At 52.9% G+C, this 6,637-nt stretch carries 5 protein-coding genes and 2 pseudogenes; 5 read left to right on the top strand and 2 right to left on the bottom strand.

Going from position 1 to position 6,637, the window contains the following annotated elements:
• A pseudogene (locus VMY05_12365) lies at positions 1-73 on the top strand (integrase catalytic subunit).
• A 70-nt stretch (positions 74-143) separates the two neighbouring features.
• Here VMY05_12365 and drmD read toward each other — a convergent pair.
• Positions 144-2,213, bottom strand: a pseudogene (gene drmD, locus VMY05_12360) (DISARM system SNF2-like helicase DrmD).
• A 924-nt stretch (positions 2,214-3,137) separates the two neighbouring features.
• Between drmD and VMY05_12355 the strand changes: the two are divergent.
• The 4 genes from VMY05_12355 to VMY05_12340 all read left to right on the top strand — a co-directional run bounded on the left by VMY05_12355 (position 3,138) and on the right by VMY05_12340 (position 5,477).
• On the top strand, positions 3,138-3,941 hold the full coding sequence (locus VMY05_12355; protein ID HUV31865.1) for a hypothetical protein: 804 nt from the start codon (positions 3,138-3,140) through the stop codon (positions 3,939-3,941).
• 169 nt (positions 3,942-4,110) lie between these two features.
• Positions 4,111-4,752, top strand: coding sequence for a hypothetical protein (locus VMY05_12350; GenBank protein ID HUV31864.1), 642 nt, complete (start codon positions 4,111-4,113; stop codon positions 4,750-4,752).
• A 64-nt stretch (positions 4,753-4,816) separates the two neighbouring features.
• Complete coding sequence (locus VMY05_12345; protein ID HUV31863.1) at positions 4,817-5,092, top strand: hypothetical protein; 276 nt, start codon at positions 4,817-4,819, stop codon at positions 5,090-5,092.
• A 160-nt stretch (positions 5,093-5,252) separates the two neighbouring features.
• Entirely contained in the window at positions 5,253-5,477 is a 225-nt protein-coding gene (locus VMY05_12340) for a helix-turn-helix domain-containing protein (GenBank protein HUV31862.1), read from the top strand.
• On the opposite strand, the gene VMY05_12335 is transcribed toward VMY05_12340, so the two are convergent.
• Positions 5,470-6,564: a site-specific integrase gene (locus VMY05_12335; protein ID HUV31861.1), complete on the bottom strand. Its 1,095-nt coding sequence runs from the start codon at positions 6,562-6,564 to the stop codon at positions 5,470-5,472. The genes VMY05_12340 and VMY05_12335 overlap by 8 nt on opposite strands.
• Positions 6,565-6,637 lie beyond the last annotated feature (73 nt).

Raw genomic sequence — 6,637 nt, 5'->3', positions numbered from 1 at the left:
GCACTACAACACCAGGCGTCCGCACAGTTCGCTCAGGTATCGTCCGCCGGCTCCCGAAGCGATTCAACCACCCAACCAGCTTGACAAAAATGTTATGATAGGACTAACTTAGGAAGTGGTACAACAACCGGGGGCACGTCAGCACCTAGCATTGCCTCTTCCACCTGCGTGGCAATAACCGGTCCGACTTTACCGATATCCTCGCGAATGGTCTCTACTTTCAAAACAGCTCGCATCAGGAACTCCAAATCTCCATCCAGCTCCCCTGGTGATTTTCCAGTGTCTGAGTCTCTGAATCCCTTTGTCACGAAGTGATAGATTGTGACCTCAGACGCTTTTTGACCATGGCGATCAAGACGACCATTCCGCTGTTCCAACCGGCTGGGATTCCACGGTATTTCATAGTGGATCAGACTTGAGCAGTGGTTCTGAAGGTCGATTCCCTCTGAAGCGGCATCTGTAGCCAGAAGGATTCGAATTGGGGAAATGGCGGGATCTGCTTGAAACGCAGCCTTTATCCGTTCCCGATCATCTGAATCCATTCCACCATAGAGCAACATTAGGCGGCTCTGATCCGCGAGCCCCTCAGATGCAAAAATGCCGTGAAGCCACTTTTGTGTGGCTCTGTATTCAGTAAAGATTAGAACCCTCTTATCAGTCCATTGACCCTTGACAAAGATGTCTTGCTTGAGCCACCGGATTAACTCATTTGCCTTACTGTCAGGCCGAACTGATGCATTTCGTGCATATTCTTTAAGGTCATTGAGAAGTGTACGTTCACCTTTTGAAGGATCTGTAAACAGACGACCCGCGATGCTCAACGCTTCATTAGTAGCCTCATCATAAGAATCATCATCAGCAAACTCTTCCTCAACTTCATCAATTGTCTTTCGTAAGACTTTAGTTGAAGGTGCTGCTGTTACTGTTTTGCGCTTTCTAGCGGTCATCAAGGACTGTTCGTGCTTCTCCAAGGTTGAGGCAAAGGCGGCAGGTGATGAGAACAACCTCTTCTTTAAGAGTTTCAGAACAAACTCAGTCGCCAGTCTTTCTGAATCCGATTTAGCAGTACGCTGCCGAGATTCCGCATATTTTCTGAGCTTCTGATGTGCAAGCCGCTCAGCATCCGTATAGTCGACCTCAAGTGGATCTATCACCCGAGAGGCAAAGCGTCTTGAGCCATCCCATTTAAGTTCAAGTTCGCTCTTCATTCGTCGAACCATGACCGTCTCAAGCTGTTTACGGTCAGGCATCACACCTCGGGCAAATCGTTGGTTGTCAAGCAATTCCAATAAGGCAGTAAAACTCTCCGTGTACCCGTTATGTGGCGTTGCAGTGAGGAACAACCTGTGCTCAAAGTGAGGGACTAATGTGCGAATAGCCTCTGTTCTTTGAGAATCAGTGGCATAACGACCTTTACCAGACGGTGCCATATTGTGAGCTTCATCAACAATCAGTAGATCATAACGGCGGGGGTATGGAGGTTCACCTTCAGCCGGCAGAGTTTCTCGAAATAGCCTCATAGGACGATCGCGCTTGAGAAAGTCGATAGATGTAATCAAGCGCGGAAAGTGCCTCCAAGGGTTTGTGTGCAATCCCCGTCGACGCCGGAGTTCCTTCATGAAGTCGCTGTCGATGATGCGAAACTCCAGACCGAACTTATCACGCATCTGTGTTGCCCATTGAATCTGAAGAGACGAAGGGCAAACTACGAGCATAGTTCTCACGCGGTGCCTCAAGAAGAGCTCTTGTGCAACGAGCCCGGTTTCGATTGTCTTTCCAAGACCAACATCGTCAGCAATTAGTAGATTCGCTCTTGGCATCCGAAGAGCGCGAACTACTGGATCCAATTGATATTCTTCAAGGTCAATTCCACTCCTGAATGGAGACTGAAGTGATTTCTGGTCAGCAGAAGAGACGGCCCCCCATCGCACGGCATTGAGGAAAGCATCCAACAGGTCGGGCCCGTCAAAGCTTGAGACTGTCGGAAGACTAACACGCTCGTATATTCGTTTACTGGGTTCAAGTTCCCAAAGTACCTGAAGTTCATCACCAAACGCATCATCCTCAAGAGATGAGACACCTACTAGATGTGTTTTCCCATCAACCAACTCCGGAACTGACAATCTACCCACGTCAGAACCATGTAAATCAGTTACAACCCAGACTTTGTTCCGAAGTGACACAAGCTGCCCGGGTTCGGGAATACCGCTAATCGAAACTTGATCTTGATTCGCCAAGCGTCCCCTCGATACCTTATCTTGCTTTCCTAACACTGCAAAGATAGCCAATAGTCATCCTGGACTGGGACCCCCACAAGGTTGAGGAGTAATCACCATGGAGCGAGGCGAGCCTGGGGGATCCGTCCAACAGATCCCACATCACCAGTTAGCAACTTAATGACTAGGCGGTGCCCAGTCAAGCCCATTCCTATGAAGAAACAGGACAAGTGAGTCGATGTATCGGCGAAGGGCCCTAGTGAGAGAGCTTGTGGTTCCTGGATTGATCGCTCAGCTGGCGATACGCAGATGCGTCACCCCTTGGTTCGGGATTTGCGAAGCTCAGCCGACCCAGGTTGGTCGGCGTTTGCGGATCCCTCAACGGTGCCCCGGATCTTATGTTTGAGCTAATCCGTCATTAGTACGGACCACACGGGCGACCGAGGCTGATGGACACAGATCGTTTTCTGACGTGCCGGCCTGTCTCTTATCGCAAAAGCTTGCGCGCGCACTGCCGAGTTTCCTCTTTGGTGCCATACAGGACGAGATCCCGAGGACAGGAAAGTGGGAATGTTGAATGAGTCCTTGGTGCCGGAGTCGCCAGAGCAAAGACGCGCTCGATCCCTGCAAACCGGCGCTGGCAGCGCGAATTCCCGGAAATTTCCGTTTTTTCCGGTTTTTTCCGGTTTTGGGGAAGTAACAGGCGATCAAAGAACGAGTTAGGGTCAGGAAAACAGGGAGATTGATTCCGCATGAGAAAGAGCAGAGCTCACTGTACACTGGTCTGCCTCGGCGCCCGGAAGCCCGTACCGAACTCCGGGCAGGAATTTAGTACTTGACAAACGGCTGAAAATTCGCGTTAGGCTGAGTGTAGGCGTCAAGTCAGGTTAATGCACCGGAACTCCGGCCGTCGCGGATGCGATGGCAAGACGAACCGGCAACACCGTACATGATTGGCTTCTGGTCAAACCCGACCCGAAGAAGCAGATCCGTGACCGCTATAAAAGGGCGAAGGATGCGCTTCGGACCAGACGCGCGAACTGGCGGAAGATCCGCCGGGCCTACCATGGCTATGTAACGAAGACTTCGGGGCGCAGGGGGCGGGCCAATTTTCACTTCCACAAGTTATTCCCGCAGATCGAGCTTGAAGCCGTGCGCGTCATCACCACGTACTTCCAGCACACACCTTTTGTCGCAGTCTCGCCGACGTCCGGGCGATCGGTTGAGAAGGCTCAACGCCACGAACAGGTAGTGCAGCACTACCTGGAGCACGCGCCGACGTTCTTTCTCGAGGTCTGCCGGCTGGTGAAGTACTCCTTCCTGTACGGGACGGGGTTCATGATCCCGAGCTGGCGACGGGATGTAGGCAAAGTCCATCGGAAGGTACCGGTGGTGCTGTCGGGTCAGCACGTCGGGACGGTTGACCACGAAGTCGATGAAGTTCTGTACGAGGGGCTGTGGTTCAAGACGTTCAGCCCGTTCGACGTCTTCCCGGCTCCGTTCTCGTCCTGGATCAGCCAGGCGCCCTGGGTGATCGTGGTGGAGTTTGTCCCGGTCGGTGAGCTCGTCAAGCGGGCCGAAATGAAAGTGTACGACAAAGCCAAGGTGATGAAGGTGGCGCTGAACTGCCACGAGCAGGAGGAATGGGAGATCAGCTGCCCTTTTGAGAATGCTGACCGAATACGTCAGAGACGGCGAATCCTCGGAGCGGAGTATGCGGCGTAAGGAACGACAAGAGGCGATGACCCCGGTTGTCCGGCGTAACGACACGTCCCACCGATCCGGGCAACCAAAGCCTGACGTGATCACACCTGACATGACTCTACAAGGGTTAGCAACCTCCTCACATTTGTCCCGCACTATCGACCATCCGGGCCAGGACATCCGACCGTGTGTGGCCACCCTGGCCGACACCCCTCTATCCAAAGGAGAATTCCCCGATCGGAACACATCGGCTGTGGTTATAGCATCGGAGTTGAAGCGAGTCGGCAAGAACTACGAATTCATTGCTGATTACCTGACAAGGTGGAATCGATTCAACCATCCCCCGCTGACACCGACTGACCTCAACAGAGCTGTAAACAACAGTTACGCCAGCGAATATAACTACTCGTGTACCAACGCGATACTACAGTCGTTTTGCGTAGGTGAGGACATGTGCCCGTTTGCATCCCGCGTTCTATCGAAAAGAAAAGCTTACAGGAACTTCACCTTCATTGACTATGGATGGCAGAAGCACTTAACCAACCTGCAGGTACTCGTCTACATGGTGGCACTCCCCGGCCTTGAAGTCAAACGTCGGGTAGGGCCCGGTGGGCTGATTCACGCCGGCCACCGCGAGATCGCCGACGCCTGCGGCTGTACACCACGTCGCCTTGGGACGCTGTTAGAGACGCTTGCAGCGGTCGGCCTCGTCGAATACCAGCCCGGCACTCCGCGCAGGTGGGAGGTCAAAGCATCCACGGTCCGCAGGATTCTCCCCATCCCGAGGCCCACTCGCGAGGCGTTAATTCGCGTGACGAAGAAGGCAGGTTAGCAATGGTATCAGATACTCTATTCATGTGGCGACAAAACGCAGTTTCATGTGGTGACAAAACGACATGAAAGCCGACATCTGGAAATGGTTCGATGATAAGTACAAAGTGCATTGCTGCAGCAGAGATGACTACGATCACATCATACGCTGGCAGCACAGCCGTCCCGGCGGCGTCTACTACATGCCGGACGGCTCACACGAATACGACGTGATTATCCCTGAGGAACATGTTCAGCGGGCCGGAGCCTTGGTGCAGTCAAACAAGCAGTCTCGGACCCCTGAAATGGGGACAAATCGCACATTGAACGACAACGACTTACGGGAAGTGAAATCGCCGTAGAGCGACGATATTTCGATTTAAGAGATAAAGCATGGGCAGACACAAAAAACAGGCTCAGCATCGATTTCGCAGAAACCTGGCGCACGAGCGAAGCTGAGCCAGACCTAAGGAGTTTTGACGGCTACTGGTGACAGATGCTGCCAACAGAGACACTGCACCTATGGAAAGGCTCCTGACACCGGATGAGATAGCGCGACTTCTGAACGTCCAGAAGGCCACCATCTACGCGTGGACCCATTTCGGGTTTATCCCGCACATTAAGGTCGGGCGTTTGCTCCGATTCCGGGAGAAGGACGTGCTCAAATGGCTTGAGGCCCGATCGACTAAAGGCAGTAAGTCACGCGTACCAGATCTGCGTATTGTTGAGAAGCGAAAAATCAGCTGAATGACAGCTTCTCGACGGCCCCGGAAAGGTGATCAGGTGCTAGATGGGAGTAAATCATAGTCGTTTGAATGTCGGAATGCCCGAGCAACCGCTGGACAGTCGGCAGGTCGACACCGCTCATGACCAGATGGCTGGCAAAAGTGTGGCGAAGGCTGTGAATCTTCGTAAGATCGTCAAGACCTGCCCTCCGGGCGATTCGAATCAGAGCCTGACGCAGCTTGGCGCCAAGTTTGCCGCCGTCGCGACGCGTAAAGACATAGGCATGCTTGTCGGCCTTTTTGGGCTTCAGGCTCGTCAAGAGCACGATCATTTCGGAGTTGAGCGGGATGTCTCTTTCCCCCGACTTGGGTTGCCAATCTTTCTTTTTCCGAACCCGCAGGATTCGGCGGCTAAAGTCGATATCTCGCCACTGAAGATTGACCAGCTCTCCGAGCCTAAGACCGGTGTTCAGGAACGTGAAGAAGACCGCGTAGTATTTCTTATCCGAGTTCTCGAGGAGCAGCTTGCACTCCTCCTTCGTGAGAAACCGCGGCTCCCTGGAATCGATCACCTTGAGATAGGTCAGACCTTCGGTGGGATTCTCGTGGCAGAAGCCCCGCTTCTTGCCAAAGTTGAGAATCAACCGGAGAGTTTTCAGCTCATAGTTTATGGTCCTGGCCTTTCCCGCAAGAACGTTTTGCGGGACCTTCTCCTGATATTCGTCCGGTACTCTGACCGTCCTGGGGTCAACCATCCGGCGGTACCGCTTGTACGCTTCGAGGAGTTCCAGCTTGATCTGCGAGATCTTTGTAAGCTCCGGGTACTTTATTGCCAGAAAGAGCCGGAAATTCTGGATCACCTGCTGGTACCGGAGCGTAGTTGTCGGCGCATGGTTGGTCTCGGAGTATTCCATGAAGGCCCGGAACAGATCATCGATCCGACCGTCGGGCACATCCAGGTTGAATTCCTTGCGTACGATCTTGACCTCGAGATCTTTGAGAGCCAATTCCGCAATCTTCTTGGATCTGCCGACCCGCCTGCGGACCCGTTTTCCGTCGGAGACGATGTTGATGTAATAGACTTCGTTTCTTTTGTAGACTGTGCCCATCCATTATCCTCCCCAAAAACGGCGTCACAAAATCGTCACAACGCCTTTTTGAGTAAAATAGTGGCTTTGTAAT

This window comes from Acidobacteriota bacterium (assembly GCA_035529075.1).
Taxonomy (GTDB): Bacteria; Zixibacteria; MSB-5A5; order GN15; family FEB-12; genus DATKXK01.
The sequence above is the reverse complement of the archived record's forward strand: the minus strand, read 5'-3'. Positions and strand labels throughout refer to the sequence as shown.

What these genes read in the sequence shown, in the direction of transcription:
- VMY05_12355 (HUV31865.1), top strand. Translation starts at nt 3,138, where the DNA reads ATGGCAAGACGAACCGGCAACACCGTACATGATTGGCTTCTGGTCAAA.
- VMY05_12335 (HUV31861.1), bottom strand. Translation starts at nt 6,564, where the DNA reads ATGGGCACAGTCTACAAAAGAAACGAAGTCTATTACATCAACATCGTC.
- VMY05_12340 (HUV31862.1), top strand. Translation starts at nt 5,253, where the DNA reads ATGGAAAGGCTCCTGACACCGGATGAGATAGCGCGACTTCTGAACGTC.
- VMY05_12345 (HUV31863.1), top strand. Translation starts at nt 4,817, where the DNA reads ATGAAAGCCGACATCTGGAAATGGTTCGATGATAAGTACAAAGTGCAT.